Here is a 19,025-nt window from a genome sequence, read left to right as displayed (position 1 = left end):
GTTACCATCAAACCCGTCAATGATGCTCCCACTCCTGTGGCAGACAGTGTCTCGACCCCATTCGCCACAGCTGTTCGCATCCCTGTGCTGCTGAACGATTACGACATCGACGAAGATGTTGTAGCAATTAGCTCCACAGATCCAACCAGCAGCAATGGGGGCACAGTCACCTGGGATGACAACAATACTCCCGGCGAGCCGCAGGACGACACAATCGTCTACACACCTGCCTCCGGGTTCGATGGCACCGACACCTTTGCTTACACTGTCAGCGACGGCAACGGAGGAGAAACTACGGCAACGGTTACTGTCGCAGTGGCAGCTGACGGGGCTGCCAATCAGGCTCCTACTGCCATTGCTGAGAGCAGCAACACAACCCAGGATGCGGCAGTCAGCATAGATGTGCTCTCCAATGATTACGACGCAGATGGCGACGCGCTCACTCTTACTGTTTCAACACCAGATACCAGCATGGGCGGAACAGTCACTGTAAATGACAACTCCACACCTGCTGATCCGACTGACGACTTCATCGACTACACCCCTCCCGCTGGATTCCTGGGTACAGACACCTTTAGTTACACGGTAGATGATGGAAATGGGGCGAGCGATACCGCCATTGTAACAGTACAGGTAAGGGCAGGGTCAGCTGATCCAGTGCCTACCGCTGTTGGCGACAGCGCCGCCACACCAGCAAATACTGCCGTCACTGTTGATGTGCGCGCCAACGATCTTCATCCTAATGCTGCCGAGCCACTTGTTCTAGATGCTTATAGCCAGGGGGCTCATGGCACAGTCAGTATTGACGACAACGGTACTCCTGCTGACGAGACTGACGATGTGCTGCTCTATACACCTGATTCAGGCTTCGAGGGCAACGACACCTTCACTTACACCATCAGTGACAGCAATGGCGATACGGCCACTGCTGCTGTGTCGGTGGCGGTACTGTCTTCTTCACCTTGAGCGAAAACGATTATGAGCTTACACCTATTGACAAGTAACACCTGTGAGGCTCTGTTGTGAAAAAAGCGATATCTCTATTCTTCTGGATGTTCGTGTTCGGCCTGCTTATCCAAGTTGTGGCTCATGCCGGTGTTGTGAGCGAGGAACTGCAAGCTTCGCTCAAATCGATGAGACCGCATGAAGAAATTTCTGTAATAGTCAGATTTGCTGACAGGGTGGACCTGGAGCAGTTCAAGGAGCTGCACAGATCAATCCGCAGGGCGCGGATCATCAGGGCGCTCAAGAAGAAAACAGAATTGAGCCAGCTGCCGTTCCGAGCCTTCTTGCAGGGTGCAGGAGTGAAACGGATGACTCCTCTGTGGATCATCAACGGCATGGCCATCACGGCCAGAGCAGATGTGATCCGCTTTCTGGCAAAATCCCCTCTGGTTGAGTCAGTATCCCTGGATTCCTCCATTCCGCCACCCGAGATGGTGGAGGGAAGCGGAGCCCTGCCTGAATGGAACATTGAGGCCATTCACGCTCCTGAGGTGTGGAATCTTGGCTTTCAGGGCGACGGAGTTGTAGTCGCCAGTATGGACACTGGTGTGGATGTCTCCCATCCTGATCTCAATGGTCGCTGGCGTGGTGGGACAAACAGCTGGTATGACCCAAATGGTGAACATGACTCTCCTGTTGACAAGGCCGGAGCCTCAACAGGGCACGGCACCGCAGTTATGGGCCTGATACTGGGCGGCTCAGCAGGCGGTTCCGCCATTGGCGTGGCGCCGGATGCTCAATGGATAGCAGTAAAGATATTTTCGGATTCTGGACCCGCCACTGAAGCGGGTATTCATCAAGGATTTCAGTGGCTCCTGGATCCCGATGGCGATCCTGACACTGATGACGCCCCCGATATTGTCAACAATTCCTGGGCAATCGACTCGCCAGGGCTGTGCATAGAAAAAAGCTACCACGATGACGTGCGAGTTCTCAAGAGTGCTGGCATTGCCATGATATTCGCCGCTGGAAATGTCCTGGGCGGGGCATATCCCAGCTCGAGCAAGAGTCCCGCCAACTGGCCCGAATCATTTGCCGTAGGATCTGTTGACAATTACTCGGTAGTCGCCAACACCAGCGCCCGAGGCCCTTCAGAGTGCGACGACACCATCTTTCCGGAGGTGGTGGCTCCCGGTGTTGCCGTGAGAAGTTCCGTACCGGCCAGCGTTGACTCCAGCTTGTACAGGGACGTTTCGGGAACATCCTTTGCTACTCCCCATGTTTCGGGTGCCATGGCTCTCCTCAAGAGCGCCTTTCCTGCAGCCAGCGTTGCTGAATTGGAAAATGCCCTGGCTGCTACTGCTCAGGACCTGGGGGATGCGGGCCCGGACAATGACTACGGACACGGTCTCATTAACGTCCTTGCTGCATATCCCAGGTTCCTCGACAAACTAATAACCATCAAGAAGCGCCTGGATGATGCTTTCAAGCTCAAGATCTACAATCTCCCGCCAACCGTCGGCGGCAATACCGGACCTCCCATCGCCAGCGACAACTGGCTGAGGAAAAATGTCGTCGCCATCGCTGCCCTCAACTACGACGCTGATCCCCAGGACGAACTCGCCGTCGTTACCAGCCGTGCCGACGAAGGCTTCAAACTGTTCATTTATGACCTGCCCGCTACTGTCGGCGGCAATACCGGACCTCCCATCGCCAGCGACAACTGGCTGGGCAAAAATGTCGTCGCCATCGCTGCCCTCAACTACGACGGCGATCCCCAGGATGAACTCGCCGTCGTTACCCACAACGCAGACGACTGCTTTCAGCTGCTGATCTACGACCCGCCCGCTACTGTCGGCGGCAATACCGGACCCCCCATCGCCAGCGACGATTGTCTCGGGCAAAATATCATCGACATTGCCGCTGTCAACTACGACGCTGATCCCCAGGACGAACTCGCCGTCGTTACCCACAACGCAGACGGCTGCTTTCAGCTGCTGATCTATGACCCGCCCGCTACTGTCGGCGGCAATACCGGACCCCCTATCGCCAGCGACGATTGTTTAGAGGAAGAAAATATAACTGCTATTAGTTTGGCTTACTATTAAAATGGTGCGCCACTTGTTTTTCTATATCCAGAATAGAGGCAGTTCAGCAAATTCGCCCTCGTGAACCTGCCTACCTATATCCACCTGCCTCTAGCATTGGCCAAAATACATTTTGAATGCTCTAGAGAATGGCAAGGCCGAGTAAAATTTTTTCGAGACAATGGTTCCCTGAAAACTCGTTGCAGAGTCAAAGCCTCAGCACTTTTCTCCCCAGACATGGTTCCGAATGATGAACCTGAGCCTCTGCTTGAATTTGAATTGCCGCCACAATGACCCAGAATCATAGCATAGACATGCTAAAGATCGCCAAAGGAGCTGGTACTAGCTTGCTAGGCAGTATCATCGGAAGATCTCTCTGGTTTCTCTGCCAGGTTCTAATAGCTCGCTTTCTTGGGGCTAACGTCTTCGGCCTCTACATACTAGGCCTCGGTGTTCTCAAAATTACAGAACTCTTTTCCCGCTTGGGTTTGCATGTCGGAGCCATGCGCTTTGTCGCAATTTATCACAAGAGCGCGCCCGAACGAATAAAAGGCATATTGATCAGCGTCAGCACTATCTCCTTTATTACCGGAACATTGGTAGGTGGCCTGGTCTATCTTGCTGCCGGGATGATTTCTGTATCTCTGTTCCACAAACCAGAATTAACTGCCATTCTGAAGACTTTTTCAATCTGTATTCCCTTCATGTCCACAATGATGGTGGTAGCTACTACCACACGGGGGTTTCATACTGCAAAGTATTACGTTTACATAGCCGACCTTGCCCAGCCCGTAGTAAATACTATCCTCGTCATAATATCAATTTCATTGGGGCTCGGTGTCATCGGTCTTATCAAAGCATTCATCATTTCGTACATAATTTCTCTCCTTGTGGCCTTCTATCTTCTGGTCAAAGAGTTCCCAGCTATAATTACAAAATCTGTAAGGATAGAATATGACATTAGAACACTCTTATTATATTCTTTTCCGCTTATGCTCAGCGGCCTTTTAATGTTTCTTGTTAGGTGGACAGATACTATCATGTTAGGCCTGATGAAGCAGTCTGCTGATGTCGGCATATATCGCGCCGCCTCTCAGATACCTATTTTCTTGGGCTTGATCTTGACGGCCATTAATTCGGTTTATGCTCCGACAATAGCGCAGATACATCATCAAAACGAAAAGGAACGTCTAGAAAAAATTTTAAAGACCACCACTCGCTGGATTTTTCTCTTTACTTTTCCTCTAGTTATCATTCTTGCCTTTTCATCTAGGGAAATAATATCTGTCTTTGGCAATGAATTCATTGCCAAAGGAGCACCTGTGTTGATTATTATCACGCTCGCCCAGTTTATCAATTGTATAACCGGCGGAGTTGGCATAATTTTAGGCATGACCGGCAAGCAGAATATGCTGGTAATTAACTCGGCTGTCCTGGTTCTAGTCAATATCCTGCTGAACGTCATATTTATCCCAATATATGGCTGCCTGGGAGCAGCAATTGCTAGTGGAATATCAATAGCAGGAGTAAATATCCTGAGATTGATCGAAGTATACTTTTTCTATCGTATTCATCCTTATAATCCATCTTACTTTCTTGGAATCATGAGTGGCATAATTTCGATAATCATTTTGGAATTTACTACTACACTGATTCATACTGACTCAAATCTCATAACTTTGTTAATAAATACTAGCATTGTTCTATTATGTTTTATTTTGTTATACATTCACTATGCTGATAATGAAGATGACAAGTTCATTATTACCGCAATAGCCGGTCGACTAAATCATCTTATTCCGAGGAATGATTAGTGCCAATTCGAATCACAATTCTCTAGAGGGGTGCTACGATGCCAAACACTATCACTGCAGAAGATATCAGGAATGAGTTGATTCGCCTCGCACCATTCCATCATGATATCGAGCTGCCATATGGATTGAGAACACATCTTCCTGAACTGTCACGACGCAGTGTAGAACGAACAAGGCTGAGGACACTAGTGAACCATGCCTTCCCCTCTCTGCTTGGTGTATTTGGTGGATCACTTCAAGGTCTGCGCGTCCTTGATGTTGGTTGCAACTGTGGCGGTTTTTCTTTTGAGGCCATCAAGAATGGAGCAGCATACGTTCTGGGCATAGATGTCGTAGATCACTATCTCCAGCAGGCCAACTTCATCAAAAGGGTTTTGCAAGCAGACGGGGCCCACTTCAAAATGCTGTCAGCTGATGATATAGAAAAGGAGACAACCGGTGAGTTTGATTTAACTCTCTGTCTGGGCATCTTGTATCATCTAGAAAACCCTGTTCTCACAATGAAGAAGATAGCCTCAGTTACACAACGGGCAATACTGGTAGATACCAAAGTCTTTCGCAATCCCTTTGTACGCGGCCCTGCCTGGTTAATGAACTTTCCGCCCGGTGAGAATAGTGACTCCAAGAATGTCTCTACTTCCTTATGGCGTAAAGAAGCTGTCTGCCAGTTCACCCCAAATGCCGCGGCGGTGACAAGTCTACTGCAATTTCTCGGTTTCTCTAAGGTCAAGCAACTGGAACCAAAAGAGAAAAATTTGGAAAAGCGATATTATCAGAAAAAAAGAGTCACATTTCTGGCAATACGTGACTGACTTTGCTACTTCGAACTCAGAGTTTCTGCTGGCATGATTGACAGCATTGCCATGGCTGTGTTGATCTGCGACAATCGACGCCAATAACGGTTTTAGAAAAAGCTGCCTGTCGCATTTAAAAGAGCTATATTATGCCATCAGTCAATAAGGATTTTTAGATAAAATATGCCCCAGATTTTGCAATCGCCAAGAAACGAGTACAGTTACCTGATCATAGGTGGAACCACAAGGGCTGCTACGAGTTCTCTCTTCCGTTACCTCAGTGCCCATCCTGAAATTTGTGCATCCTCGATGAAGGAAACAAGATTTTTCTTGGACCGGGACTACCCAGTGCCGGTTAAACGTATATACACAGGAGATATCAGAGAATACCAGGCTTTCTTCACAAACGGCTCTGGCACGATCAGATTGGAAGCAACTCCAGACTATCTGTATTCAGTTGGAACCCCACAGAGACTCCTCGCTAATCTAGACAATATTCAACTGGTGTTTATACTGCGAAATCCAATAAGCAGGCTGATTTCATGGTATGGCTTCGCCAGACAGAACAGTTTACTGCCTCTAACCGTCGATTTTGATGAATACATATCCATGCAATTGCGAGCAGCAGACCGCCAGAGCAACAGTCAGCACTTGCAAATATTGGCTCAAGGCAAATATTCTCGATATCTTGAGAACTATTACCGTCTGTTCGGAAAAGAGTCTATCTTTGTTGGTCTATACGAGGATCTTGTGCAGTCTCCGATGAAGACAATCGTGGACATTTGCACATTCATTGGTGTGGATGCCGGATTCTATGAAACTTTTGACTTTGCCGTCTACAACAGGAGCTGGGAGGTGCGATCGACCAGAATGCACCACTACTACAGATTGATTCAGTCACGAATCAGAAACAAAGTTCACAGAAGGCCAATGCTGCACCAGCGAATGCGAAGATTGAAAAAAGCGTTACACCCTGTCTACCTTGCGCTCAATGTCAAATCGCATACAAAGGTCTCAGTTAACCCTGAAACCTGCAATAAACTTCGACAGTATTACAGGGAGGAAAATACCGCCTTGATGAAACTCACAGGTTTCAGTAGTCCCCCGTGGCCGGCTCTCGATACCTGACTACGACACTTCATGAATTGGTATCGATACATTGCGCAAAATCAGGGTATTGTCGGGCGTTGGTGCCTCCTTACTACAGGATTGGACCAGAAGACAATTTGATATTCGAGGTGCATGTTGCCCGAAAGCAACAGCCAGGCATCGATGCAAAATTAATAATCTTCAGCACGGGCAGCGAACGACTCACAAAATAGCCTGGCAACGCTTACAGAAACTTTTTGGAACTGGAACGGGAACTAATGGCTGAACAGCCAGTCCAACTCATGATTATAGGTGCCCAAAAGGCTGGCACCACAACATTGTTCCATTACCTGCAGAGGCATCCTGGAATCATCACCCATAGACAACGTGAGATGACCTTTTTTTTCAATGATCATGAACTGAGAGAAGGTTACAAGCAAGCTTTTAGACGCTATTTTGGAGATCAGACAAGAACCTCTGGCGTGATATTAGCCAAGCACGCGCTGGCAATGTATTCAGCCGATGCTCTGAGGCAATTATATTTGCACAACCCCAATACGCAGTTAGTGATCTTATTGCGCAATCCGATCGAGCGGGCATATTCAGCCTACTGGTATGCAAGGCGGCGTGGCTGGGAAACACTCACAACCTTTGAGGCCGCCTTAAAAGCTGAGCCAAGACGATTGGCAACCGGTGGTTGGAGGCAGTGGCGTAACTGCGCCTATCAGTATAATGGTCTATATGCTGAACATGTTGAGCGAGTGTACGATGTTTTTGATAAGAAGCAAGTGCACATCTATCTCAGTGAAGAATTGAGAAGCAATGCGGAGGCCGTTTGCCAAGAGATTTTCCATGCATTGGAGATTGATCCTGCACTAGCGGGGCAAACACATCTGTTCCTCAACAGGGCTGCCATCGCCCGTTCAGAAGCCTTTGCGCAGATCTTCGCTCGCTTTTTGTCCTCCAAGCATCCCTTGAAGATGGCCGTACGTTCGTTGATTCCCGATTCGGTTTCTTGCAAGCTGCGCTATCTGGTATTGAGAGTAAACGAAAAGGGCTTTACGCCCCCCGGAATGCTGCCAGAAACACGAAAGCAGCTTAGAACCTTTTTTTACAAAGATAATGAAAAACTAGAAGCCCTACTCGGACGTAACTTGGTACAATGGCTTCAATAGCCGGCAATGTGCTCGCCTTGTTATCCTCAACTGAGCTAACACCGTTCAAGCCATTCAAAGCTGCCGCCAATAGCGCCGTAAACAACTGTCAGGCTCGAGTAAGTTCTGGGTCAGATACTTTCCTATGAGTTGACAAAGACCGCCATGGACCAAGCCGCATCCAGAGTGACGAAATTAACTGAATGGAGAGGCGCTCTCATCTGTGTCCTTCTCAGTCTTATCGTCGCTATTGCTGTCTCCAAAGGACCGCCATATGTGGTCTTGATAGTTCTCTTGCTGGGAACAGTGGTTGCCTTTCTTCAACCACTCATAATCATCGCCCTTCCAATCCTTTTCTCACCTCTCCTCGGCCAGACCGGCGAATCCATGATTGGCCCCTTGAATGCCATGGCTATACTGGGATTATGGTTCCTTTGCCTCGGTGGTATCACCATCTTGTTAAATTTTGCCGAGATATTGAAGGAACGATTGATCATAATTCTGCTGGCACTGTTGATATTGACCGGAACATCGCTTGGCCCCTCCCACCTGAAACTTGTATCTCTAGAGGAGTTTGTTCGCATGGCTTCGGCAATAACCATGTTGCCGCTAACATATCTCTTTGCCAGAGAAGAATCTAACAGGTACAAAATTGTGGGATTTGTTTACCTGTCAGCCCTCTTGCCGATACTGGTAGGTTTCTATCAGATCGCAACAGGAGATGTGAGTCAGGGTCCCAAGGTTACCGCTCTTGAATCGATAACAGGAATCTCTCGGATTTATTCAACTTTCTATGATGTCCACCCATATGCCAAATATTTGCTGGTGCTCCTGCCCTTGCCTTTGGCAGTGATGTTGCTCGAACGCAGATCTATCTATGTAAAAATATGCTCCTTTTCTGCTTTTGCCGTGCTGTTCATAAACCTCATTTACACCTTTGCTAGAAGCCAGCTGATTGGCTTTATCCTCGCAGGTGGTTTTATCCTTCAGAAATTAGGAAAGCTGCGCATAAGGACTATACTTCTTATTGTACCTGCCATCCTGTTGCTCTTTTCGGTCACCGGCACTTTGGAACGCTTCAGAGATGTGGCCGTGCCCGTCAACCTGGAATCTGCAGGTCCACCAGAAAACTCTTTAGTTAGCCGACTTCTCATCTGGAAAAAGGCATTGCCATTGGCGCTTCAAAAGCCTTTCATGGGACACGGCGCAGCAACTTTTGAACCAGACATTGGCATAGAAGCGCATAACGATTATCTGGGCCTGTTCTATGATCTGGGTATAGCAGCGCCATTGCTCTATCTACTGTTTCTCACTACTGCAGCCAAATCAACTTTGACCATATATAAGAATTGCAAAATCAGCAGTTTTGATCGTAAGTTAGCCCTCGCTATGTCTGGGTTGAGCATTGCGTTCATTGTCGTCACCGCTGTAGAAAATTACATTTACTCTACAATTATGTGGTGGATGTATTATGCCCAGTTAGGTTGTGTTCTGGCTGCTGCAAAGGATGAATTATGCGAAAACTAGTCTTTCTGTTGCTGCTTGTTCCGAACTTGTTGGTTATTTTCCCACATTTGTGTGCAGCAGACAGTGCTGTGCGTTTGATAATCGATACCAAGAACGCCAGGCCATTTGAAAAAAGGCTTTATGGTTTCAATACCAACATGATCAACGGTGTTTATGGGTATCTTGACCCTGAATTTATCCGGCAAACAGCCAAACTGAAACCGACTATTTTGCGTTTTCCTGGGGGCACTGTGGCCAATTTTTTCCATTGGCAACAAGGCGGCTTCATAAAGGCAGAACTGAAAAGTTCCGCTTCGAAAGAACTTAACCGTCGTCTCCTCAGACAAAGTGGACATCTTTACGCAGTACGCCCGGACGGCATCCGCTTTGACGACTTCATGGAGCTTTGTAAGAGGTTGGCTGTGAACCCTTTGCTGGTAGTTAATTTGTTTACAGGAACACCAGCCGAGAGCGCCGCCTGGGTGCAATATGTGAAGAACAAAGGCTATACAATAGCGGGTTGGGAACTTGGCAATGAAATGTATCTCCCCGCCTATAGAAACCGGGTTTTTTCTGTACAAGAATATATCCGTCTTGCCAAGAAACATGCTGCCGCTATGAAGGCTGTCGACAACACCATTCGTCTGGGAGTACCGGCTCACCCCGCTGGCTTTCATCTCCAAAAAGCTTCAAGATATGGCAGAGAATGGAATGAAGCACTGGCAAGAGAAAATTTCTATGACGCTTATGTTGTTCACATGTACGTCCACTTGAAAAAGTACGCCCAGAGAAGAACGAAAATTGACCTGGACCATCTTCGTAAAGAACTGTTCACCATTGACGACACTTCCTTCCAGAAGGCGATTTCCTACTATGATGCCCTGTTCGGCAAGCGAGAAATGTGGGTTACTGAGTGGAATATTATGAAACCGAAAGATGTGCACATTGCCGACACACTGCTGCATGCACTCTACACTGCTGATTTTTTTATTCAGTTAATTAACGGAGTCACTCCAATCAGAATAGCCTGTTATCATGTTCTAGCCGGTGTCTGGAATGGTTTTCCCACGTTTACTCCAGGTAAAATGAAAGGAGGAAAGGCAGCTACTAGTATTAAACGAGCTAGCTATTTTGCATTTGAGCTCATCGGCGACGTAGTGGCTGACAGCACACGAGTCTTTCCACTGAAAATCGACAATGGGCCTATGCTCGAGAAAACCACTTCTTTCCCATTGAAAAGCATACCTGGCATTAAGGCTGCGTGCCTTGGAAGTGATAATGGCAAGCACTACATCTTGGTAACCAACAGAACAGCTCAAACAGTTACAACACAAGTTATAGTCAACGGCCGGCAAGCTGCACCTCAGTCTCTAAGGTATATAGGCTCCACCAATATCAATAGTCTTGGGGCAAAGGGACAAATTTTGATCAAGGATGAACCTTTAACCGGAGAGCAGCTGCAGCTCAAACCCACCAGTTTTGCAGTAATCGTGATCCCGTGACTCTGAATATTCTCAATGTAGGTCAGAATTTTTTTATTCGCGGCGGGTCCGACAAGTACCAGTTTGCCATTACAGAACTCCTGGAGAACAAAGGGCACAGAGTCGTGCCTTTTGCTGCGCTCCATTCAGAAAACTTGCCGACCCCATGGCAACGATATTTTCCACAGAAGGTTGATTTTGACAAGCCCAAACCTATCGATATATTTCGATATTTATATTCAGTACCGGCGGCAAAATGCATGTCTCGCTTGCTGCAAGATGTAGCCATCGACATCGCTCACCTCCACATATATTACGGACAACTTACAGCTTCCATTCTGAGACCCCTTAAAAGCCGCGGCATTCCCATTGTTCAAACCCTGCATGAGTACAAATTGGTCTGTCCCACCTATAGCCTCATGTCTAATGGCAGGATCTGTGAAGCTTGCCAGGGGCATGCTTTCTGGAAGGCAATCTGGCAGCGGTGCAACAGGGGTTCTGTCAGTCGGTCATTTCTGAGCAGTGTGGAAGCATATATTTCGAGAATATTGGGTTCTGTAAGTAAGATCGATCATTTCATTTCAGTTAGTGAATTCCAGCGTCGTAAGTTTATTGAGCTTGGCATACCTGAGCAGAAAATTACTACCGTACACAATTTTGTCGATTGTCATTGTATCAGACCAAGTACGAGTCATGGAGAACATTTTCTCTATTTTGGCAGACTCGAGAGGTACAAGGGTGTTTTCACCCTATTGAAGGCCGCAGCAGATATAAGGAACGTTCCCCTGTACATCGTTGGCTCTGGCAAAGCACTGCCAGAAATGTATCGCTGGACCCAAAAGAGACAATTGTCTCACATAAGATTTCTGGGTTTCACAAAAGGCCGAGACCTGGACAACCTCATTCGGCAAAGCATCTGCGCCATTGTGCCTTCTCTATGGTATGAAACATTTGGTTTAACGATCATCGAAACTTTCGCCCATGGCAGACCGGTGATAGCAAGCCGTATAGGAGGGATAACTGAAATAATCAGCGACGGCGAGGACGGCTTCCTAGTCTCCCCAGGTGATGCAGCAGAACTGAGGGTAAAGTTGGTACAGATGGCAGCGGATAATGACTTGGCAATGCGAATGGGCCATGCTGCTAGAAAGAAAGTGCAGGAACAATTCTCTCCAGAAATCCATTACAAGAATCTAATGTCTGTATACAACAAAATATTGAAACAACATGCCTGACACTTACACCCCTTGCAGAAGAGTAAGAAAAATGTAAAAGCTTCATGCAGAATATACTAAAGAATATCAGCTGCTCTTGTAGAAATATAAACCTAGCTACTCTTTATCATTCTTGTAAAAAAAGACAATATCTTGCGAAAAATTTGTAGTAGCTTTTCTTTTGTAATTTTTCCGCCAATTTCCCAATAGTGGCTCAACATGTAGAGCCATTTTGTGTCTAGCAAAAGTTTTTATATAGAAATCAAGATAATAGCCGACTGCTAGTTCCTCTATTGAGGAATTGCAGTAATAATGCTCCATATGTTTATTTTCAAATATAACATCCTTGCCCTCCCTTCCATAGTCCATGAGAAAGGTAGTAAACATGCATATCCCTTTTGATTTAAGAATACGGCTTATTTCTTTTATGTAGTTCTTTACCTGGGGAGTCAACATATGTGTGAATACAGAGACCAGGAATACAATATCAAATGTTGCATCTAAGTAAGGAAAGACAAAATTATCTGCTTTATATTTTCCTTCAGGATTATATATACTGTTTTGGATATCAAGAAGCTCGAACTTGAATTTCTTGGCCGCTAGTAAGGGATTATTTTTGCACGATTCTAGTGATTGTTTTTCGATATCCACACCTATGTAGTTTCCGTTGTCGAGATATTCTGTGAGTGCCAGTGCAGTTCTACCGCAACCGCATCCTATTTCCAGTACCTTTGAAGTGCTGCTCAGAGAAGCATATTTCATCAATGCTTCCGACAGTATTTGTCCGTAATAAGCAAAGTTCTTCCCACCAAATTGTTTCCTGATGCCGTTCGAACGTACTCTTATAGAATATGGCGGCAGATGCTCCAATCGTCTTGCGGCACGAACAATATAATCAACAGGGTCCAAAACATGCAAGCACATCAAGACCATAGGGTTATGCCAGGAAACCCCTGGAATGAACTTCTTTAGCAATTTTCTCGTCGACATCTCGCTTATCGCCTTGTTGAAACAACTTAATAGAATAGGTCACGACTAGCTTGCCTAGGAAACACAGGTGATTCAACCCTGCCATCTAGCTGAATCTAGGGCACTATCGGGATGCCTTTGACTTTCCCCGGGCCACTAACTCGTTGTCTCCTGCGGCACGTCTATTGCTGAGAAAACATAACCAGAGACTAATGAAACCGCACCAGCAAATTCTACCTAGTCATACGTTCCGGCCCATTCAGTGGTAAGGAATATCAGTGTTGATTCCTGGTACTCCCCATAGAGCAGATGCTATTATCTATGAGAGCGACGCCCTTGTAAAGATATATAACTCTAATTCCAGATTGCACATTCTTGCAACAATAACCAAGATCTCAAATCCTGTTTGTAGAGCCCTACGCGAGACTTTCCCCTACGGTTGACACAAAGAAATATCAGCCAATGATAAGTGAAAGTGAACACAGCTGTTGTGTATTGGACAAGGAGGTTTTCAGACCCATCTTTGTTGTGGGCGCCTCTCGCAGCGGTACCACGATGCTCAACCGCATCTTGGGTCGCCACGATAGCATTCTTGCCATGAACGAGTTGCACTTCTTTCAGTCGGTAAAAGAAGCAGAACCTTCTGGGACCCTATTGGCAAGAGAAGCGGCAATCAGGGTCTGTGCTAGACTGTTGAGTACAATACGCAAGGGTATCTGGAAGAGACCAGACGCCAGGGACGATTCAGACGCAAGAAATCTCCTGTCAGCAACAACAACAAAAGAAACATGGTCAAAGTCTGAGATCTTTCAGTTGGTGTTGCAGGCTGAGGCTGAGGCTGCCGGGGCAGTATATGTGACCGATCACACACCCCGCAACATATTTTATGCCCATCAACTATTGAATACCTATCCGCAGGCCCGGGTAATTCACATGGTGCGTGATCCCAGAGCTGTGCTCTACTCGCAGAAAAATCGGTGGCGTTTGCGAGCGCTGGCGTCGCGACAGCGACCACTCTGGGATTCATTCCAGGCTATGGCAAACTACCACCCTTTTACCTTGTCAGTATTATGGAAAAAGGCTACTAAGCTCGGCCTCGAACTTGGAGACCATCCTCGTTACAAGATGATCTCTTATGAGAAGCTGGTGAATAATCCGGAAAAGCATATCAGAGATCTTTGTACCTTTTTGAATGTTCGCTTCGAAGCGCAGATGCTGAACGTTCCGCAAATGGGATCATCTCACAGATTCTCCCAAACTGACAAACTGGGAATACACAGTGAATCACTCTACTTGTGGCGGCAAGGCCTGGCTCAAGGTGATATCCTGGTGTGTGAATCTTTGACAGGCACTTTGATGAAACAACTTGGATATTCCCGCGAACGGAGGCACATATCATATATCCAGTTTGCTCGACCATTTGCACGTTTTCCCCTGCATCTTATGGGTGTATTGATGACCAATCCAACCAAAGCCTTTCTGCAGTTCAACACTTTGCTTACCCGGAAGGAAGATTAGGCAGTGATTGCTCAGCTTGAACCTCTCTATGTAAGAACAAAGCCAGGAAAGACTGTTGTCAGATTACTCTCTTACACCCTTTTCGAAGGGCGCCCACTAACAACTCGCGGCCGCTGGATCAATCCTATTGTACTTTTCTTGCTCAGGCAGGGAAAAAAGGTGCCGCTGACGAGGCGGGTACAGAAACCCGTATTTATAATTGGGATAGGGCGGAGCGGCACCACAGTACTGGGCCTGGTGCTCTCTGTTCACCGTGACTTTGGCTTCCTCAACGAACCAAAGGCGCTTTGGCACGTAATATATCCCCAAGAAGATCTTGTTGGCAATTACAAGGAAGGCTTTGCCAGATATCACCTTACAGCTGAGGAGGCAACTGCAACCGTAAGCGCCGCTGCCCATCGTTTGTTTGGCCTGTATCTTATTGTGACTAATTCTCGACGCTTAGTTGATAAGTATCCGGAGCTTGTCTTCAGGATACCTTTTGTTAAGGCCATATTTCCTGATGCAAAATTCTTGTTGCTCTGCCGCAACGGTTGGGACATCTGTCGGTCTATTGATGCCTGGTCACGAAGTAAGAGCGTGAAAAAGCGGCATATGACCTACAATTGGTGGGGCGTCAACAACCGCAAATGGCGGCTGCTGTTAGAACAGGTTGCAGTTAAAGACTCTCAACTGGGCAATATAATACACAATATTAGAAAGTTTACCAAACAGACCGACATGGCAGCCGTCGAATGGATATTGAGTATGCGCGAGGGACTAAGAATGTTGGATTTATACCCCGATGATATTCACGTTGTTCGTTATGAGAGACTGGTGTCTAATCCTCAAGATACCCTCCGGGATATAATGAGGTTTTGCGAAGTTCCATTAGATGAAACCGTAGTCAACTATGCTCGCCATACTCTACGGCGATGCTCTGCCTCCAGGCAGCACATATCCCTCAATCCAGTTATAGTCCCAGTATTCGAGAGCACCATGTTGGAGCTTGGATATAATATAAACTGAATAGTTCTTGCTCCCAACGGCACACATTAGCAAAATAAGTCACAAGCTTGGACTTGATACCTACGATCCCATTCTGAAACTATGCTATCAGTGGTATGCAGGATTTTGCCTCTAGCACAGATAGCAGCAAACTAGCAAGCTTGAATTCACAACACCCTGGGGAAAGCCTAGCAACCCGGGAGTGTAAAACAGCTTATTGAGACTCTACTTTCTTTATGGTAAATATCAAAGTCATCATCGTTACTGAAATTTCTGAGCCCTCTTTTTACATCTAGGATGATTTGTCTTTCGACCTGATAAAATTCGTGTCCTCCCGGTGCATTCATACAAGGATTTCTTGCGTCTGAGGCACGTCATCTTTCTACAATAAAATGAAACGAGTCTTGAGAATATTGGGAACACGAGGAATTCCCGCCCGCTATGGCGGCTTCGAAACCTTTGCTGAGCGTCTGTCCTTGTACCTGGTAGAAAAAGAATGGCAGGTATATGTCTACTGTCAAGCACATGGCGCAGGAGGGCCGTCCGAGAAACTCTGGAAGCGAATTTCGCTCATACATATACCTGTACCATTGCAGGGAGCGCTAGGTACAGTTTATTTTGACTTCAAGTCTACTTTGCATGCGCTACGCAGACCTGGCCTGATTCTAACATTAGGTTACAACACCGCCGTCTTTTGCCTGGCATATCGCCTGGGCAACAAGAAAAATCTTCTCAATATGGACGGAATCGAATGGCGCCGAAAAAAATGGAGTCTTTTCACCAGACTCTGGTTCTATTTGAATGAATGTATAGCTGTGCGAATTGCAAATCATCTCATTGCAGACCATCCTGAGATCATGGCTCGTCTCACCACTAGAGTTCCTCCAAACAAGATTTCCATGATACCTTACGGTGCTGACCTGATTAGAAAAGCAGACAAGATTGAGCTGGACCCATTTGGCTTGAAGCCCCAGAGGTTTGCCCTCATAATCGCACGTCCCGAACCGGAAAACCTCATTCTGGAAACTGTTCGGGCTTACTGCAGTAAACCACGTGGAATGCCCCTTGTCATCCTGGGCAATTACTTTCCCAAGGAAAACCGTTATCATAGAAAAGTATATTCAGTCGCTAACGAAGAGGTACTCTTTCTTGGCGCCATTTATGACAAAACTGTAGTGAATTCTTTGCGCTTTCATTGTAGGCTGTACATACATGGTCATACCGCTGGTGGTACCAATCCATCCCTGGTTGAAGCTCTCGGAGCTGGGTGTCCAATTCTGGCCCACGACAACAGGTTCAATCGTTGGGTTCTCGGAGGCCACGGCCGTTATTTCTTCGACGAGACTGACTGTGCTAAACAACTGGACTCGCTTCTAGATGACAGAGAGGAGCTTGCTCGGATGAGAGAAAAAAGCTGGAGCCGTCATCACTCACTTTTCACCTGGGAGTGGATTCTTGCCTCGTACGACAGACTTCTTCGAGAGTGGACCCACTAGAAATGGTGAATGCAAATATGCCCTGCTAGAAATTTATGCCCTTGCCTCTTTTGGGCTTATGTAGTATGGCTGGAATATAGAAAGTCAAATCCATTTGCCAGATTCTAAACAGTCAAGGTTGCTGGTATCTTTAAATATGTGAGGTAGGCTGGTGATCAAAGGTGTCCTCAGAGAACATGCAACTCTGGTAGACTATCTTAGTAGATCGGCAGATCCTGCCATTGCGGTAATTGTTACCCTGATAATGGGACGTCTCAATGGTTTCTTGGGGCCAAGCGACTTTGTCTGGGTACTGACGATTTGCATTCCTATCTTTATTTTTTTCATCTATCCACTCTTCGGAATATATAAATCCTGGCGAGGCCTGCCAATCTGGCAAGAAAGTCGGGCCCTTTTGCTGGCCTGGACAACAGTGCTTCTACTTTTCCACATTTTTACGCTGCTTCTCAGCGATAGAGAACAGTTTGCGATTCTCTGGCCTTTCGGAATATTCAAGTACAAGCCTTTCCTGATATGGGCTGCGGTGGTTTATCTGACAACAGCGGTCTTCAGAGCATTGATCCGTTCATTCTTACGGTCGATACGGTCCAGGGGTTACAATATACGCCGTGTGGTAATAGCCGGCGCAGGTGACTTGGGAAGAACTGTTAATTATGTCTTGTCCTCTAACCCCTGGCTTGGATATGTAATCGAAGCATTTTTTGATGATGACTTGCAGAAACAGGGGAGTTCTGTGGCGGGCGTACCGGTTGCAGGTACCCTCGATGATCTGCCGGCCTTTCTCGGCAGGAAGAGGATAGACAACGTCTTTCTCGCTTTACCCCTGAGTGCTGAAAAAAGAATTCGAGAACTCTTGCAGGCACTCGACAATTTTACTGGCAATGTGAATATGGTACCGAACATCTTCGATTACTACTTGTTAAACTGTTCCATCACAGAGATTGCCAATCTCCCCGTTATCAAGCTGCGTCAGAGCCTCAATCAGCCTGAACGCCTCCTCAAGTGGCTGGAAGACAGGGTGATAGCTCTAGCAGCCCTTGTGATTTGCAGTCCACTTATGCTGCTTATTGCAGTAGCGGTCAAACTTTCCTCACCAGGCCCTATCATTTTCAAGCAGCGGCGCTATGGACTCAACGGCCAGGAAATTGTAGTCTACAAGTTTCGCACCATGACCGTATGCGAAGACGGTCCTGAAATTGAACAGGCCAAGCCTTGTGATCCCAGAGTTACCAGGATAGGAGCAGTTTTGAGAAAATATAACCTTGACGAGCTTCCTCAATTTATTAACGTTCTCCAGGGACGAATGTCAGTAGTGGGTCCTCGTCCGCACGCTGTGGCCCACAATGAATACTATCGCACACTTGTGAGCTATTATATGCTTCGACACAAATTAAAACCTGGCATCACTGGTTGGGCCCAGGTGAACGGTTTCAGGGGCGAGACTGACACGCTAGAAAAAATGGAAAAACGTATAGAATACGACCTGGAATACATCGACAAATGGTCTCTCTGGTTTGACCTGAAAATTTTGATTTTGACTATCTTCAAGGGCTTCGGCCAACCCACTGCCTACTGAAAAAAGTCGATTCATTCACAATCGAGCTCTTCCTTTACTGCCATCCCCTCATAATCCTCCCAAAATAAACTCTTTACAATAATAGTAATCTGAGTATAATGACTTTATCGTAATTTATACCCTTACCAATTATTTGCATCGCATCTCGCAAGACAAAACAAGACCTAATTTTGGTGGCTGGCTTCAGCGAGGAATGTGGCCGAGCAAATGTTTTTGCCCCTATGGAGAGAGCGCTGATTATGAAGGCAAGAAAAATGCGGCTCACTCTATTTTTCCTCTTACTAGCTGCTTGTGTTACTCAATCGGCACCACTCGGAAATGATTCTGGGAGCCGGGCTCCTCTGCAGCCTTATTTCCTCTGGCAATTGCCCCAGCTTGAAGCTGAACAAATAACA

Annotated in this window: 14 protein-coding genes; 13 read left to right on the top strand and 1 reads right to left on the bottom strand. The window is 46.7% G+C overall.

From position 1 onward, the window contains the following. From JRI89_12365 to JRI89_12325, 9 genes are all read left to right on the top strand, one after another. On the top strand, positions 1-966 hold a 966-nt coding region (locus JRI89_12365), incomplete at its 5' end, for a tandem-95 repeat protein (protein MBW2072032.1). 56 nt (positions 967-1,022) lie between these two features. Next, positions 1,023-3,053, top strand: coding sequence for a S8 family serine peptidase (locus tag JRI89_12360; GenBank protein ID MBW2072031.1), 2,031 nt, complete (start codon positions 1,023-1,025; stop codon positions 3,051-3,053). Positions 3,054-3,346: 293 nt separating this feature from the next. Next, the gene (locus JRI89_12355) at positions 3,347-4,846 is read left to right on the top strand and encodes a flippase (protein MBW2072030.1); all 1,500 of its coding nucleotides are present in this window, start codon (positions 3,347-3,349) and stop codon (positions 4,844-4,846) included. 38 nt (positions 4,847-4,884) lie between these two features. After that, positions 4,885-5,658 (top strand): DUF1698 domain-containing protein, encoded by a 774-nt coding sequence (locus JRI89_12350; GenBank protein ID MBW2072029.1) that lies wholly within the window; start codon positions 4,885-4,887, stop codon positions 5,656-5,658. 165 nt (positions 5,659-5,823) lie between these two features. Then, positions 5,824-6,768, top strand: a complete 945-nt coding sequence (locus tag JRI89_12345) for a sulfotransferase domain-containing protein (protein ID MBW2072028.1) — start codon at positions 5,824-5,826, stop codon at positions 6,766-6,768. Positions 6,769-7,007: 239 nt separating this feature from the next. Then, positions 7,008-7,904 (top strand): sulfotransferase domain-containing protein, encoded by an 897-nt coding sequence (locus JRI89_12340; GenBank protein MBW2072027.1) that lies wholly within the window; start codon positions 7,008-7,010, stop codon positions 7,902-7,904. 165 nt (positions 7,905-8,069) lie between these two features. Then, a complete protein-coding gene (locus JRI89_12335; GenBank protein MBW2072026.1) occupies positions 8,070-9,410 on the top strand; it encodes an O-antigen ligase family protein in 1,341 nt (446 codons plus the stop codon). 137 nt (positions 9,411-9,547) lie between these two features. Continuing rightward, positions 9,548-10,891 (top strand): hypothetical protein, encoded by a 1,344-nt coding sequence (locus JRI89_12330; protein MBW2072025.1) that lies wholly within the window; start codon positions 9,548-9,550, stop codon positions 10,889-10,891. Positions 10,892-10,893: 2 nt separating this feature from the next. Next, a complete protein-coding gene (locus JRI89_12325; protein ID MBW2072024.1) occupies positions 10,894-12,105 on the top strand; it encodes a glycosyltransferase family 4 protein in 1,212 nt (403 codons plus the stop codon). 96 nt (positions 12,106-12,201) lie between these two features. Here the strand turns inward: JRI89_12325 and JRI89_12320 are convergent, their stop codons facing one another. Continuing rightward, positions 12,202-12,846 carry a class I SAM-dependent methyltransferase gene (locus tag JRI89_12320; GenBank protein MBW2072023.1) on the bottom strand — a complete coding sequence of 215 codons (645 nt, stop codon included), beginning with the start codon at positions 12,844-12,846 and terminating at the stop codon, positions 12,202-12,204. A 669-nt stretch (positions 12,847-13,515) separates the two neighbouring features. Here JRI89_12320 and JRI89_12315 point away from each other — a divergent pair. The 4 genes from JRI89_12315 (at position 13,516) to JRI89_12300 (ending at position 18,630) form a co-directional block, all read left to right on the top strand. Then, entirely contained in the window at positions 13,516-14,571 is a 1,056-nt protein-coding gene (locus tag JRI89_12315; GenBank protein MBW2072022.1) for a sulfotransferase, read from the top strand. 3 nt (positions 14,572-14,574) lie between these two features. After that, entirely contained in the window at positions 14,575-15,579 is a 1,005-nt protein-coding gene (locus JRI89_12310; GenBank protein ID MBW2072021.1) for a sulfotransferase, read from the top strand. Between the two features lie 371 nt (positions 15,580-15,950). Continuing rightward, on the top strand, positions 15,951-17,054 hold the full coding sequence (locus JRI89_12305; GenBank protein MBW2072020.1) for a DUF1972 domain-containing protein: 1,104 nt from the start codon (positions 15,951-15,953) through the stop codon (positions 17,052-17,054). 151 nt (positions 17,055-17,205) lie between these two features. Further along, the gene (locus tag JRI89_12300; GenBank protein ID MBW2072019.1) at positions 17,206-18,630 is read left to right on the top strand and encodes an undecaprenyl-phosphate glucose phosphotransferase; all 1,425 of its coding nucleotides are present in this window, start codon (positions 17,206-17,208) and stop codon (positions 18,628-18,630) included. Positions 18,631-19,025 lie beyond the last annotated feature (395 nt).

Source organism: Deltaproteobacteria bacterium (assembly GCA_019309045.1).
Lineage (GTDB): Bacteria > Desulfobacterota > Syntrophobacteria > BM002 > BM002 > JAFDGZ01.
This window is presented reverse-complemented; position numbering and strand designations above follow the sequence as displayed.